The 222-nt window shown below is 53.6% G+C and carries 1 rRNA gene; it reads left to right on the forward strand.

The features are described from left to right. Positions 1–222, forward strand: a 16S ribosomal RNA gene (locus FHC52_RS22690); the annotation flags it as partial.

Here is a 222-nt window from a genome sequence, read left to right on the forward strand (position 1 = left end):
CGGGAACTCTGAGACAGGTGCTGCATGGCTGTCGTCAGCTCGTGTTGTGAAATGTTGGGTTAAGTCCCGCAACGAGCGCAACCCTTATCCTTTGTTGCCAGCGGTTAGGCCGGGAACTCAAAGGAGACTGCCAGTGATAAACTGGAGGAAGGTGGGGATGACGTCAAGTCATCATGGCCCTTACGAGTAGGGCTACACACGTGCTACAATGGCGCATACAAA

This window comes from Enterobacter sp. EC_64, from assembly GCF_019584165.1.
GTDB classification, from domain to species: domain Bacteria; phylum Pseudomonadota; class Gammaproteobacteria; order Enterobacterales; family Enterobacteriaceae; genus Enterobacter; species Enterobacter roggenkampii.